The 279-nt window shown below is 57.3% G+C and carries 1 protein-coding gene; it reads right to left on the bottom strand.

Going from position 1 to position 279, the window contains the following annotated elements; all coding sequences use genetic code 11:
• Positions 1-279 (bottom strand): PTS transporter subunit EIIC (locus H6B10_RS16165; RefSeq protein ID WP_204652442.1); only part of this gene is annotated, 279 nt, incomplete at both ends.

Here is a 279-nt window from a genome sequence, read left to right as displayed (position 1 = left end):
CGGCATGCACCACAAAAAGCAGCGGTGCCACAAACAGGAAGGCGTACTCGATGGGCTCGGTAATGCCGGTAAACACAGCGGGAATGACCGCCGCGATCAGCAGCGCTTTGACCTGCTTTTTGTGTTCCGGCTTGGCGGTGTGGTACATGGCCAGTGCCGCACCGGGCATGCCGAACATGGCAAAAATGACCTTGCCGTTCATGACAAAGCGGCTGATGTTGATGTCGAACATGGCATCGGGGGAAGCCAGCATGGCGTTGTAGATGTTCACGGCACCCT

The organism is Gemmiger formicilis, from assembly GCF_016901605.1.
Lineage (GTDB): Bacteria > Bacillota > Clostridia > Oscillospirales > Ruminococcaceae > Gemmiger > Gemmiger formicilis_B.
Note: the sequence above shows the minus strand (reverse complement) of the source record. Positions and strands in the feature narration are given on the sequence as shown.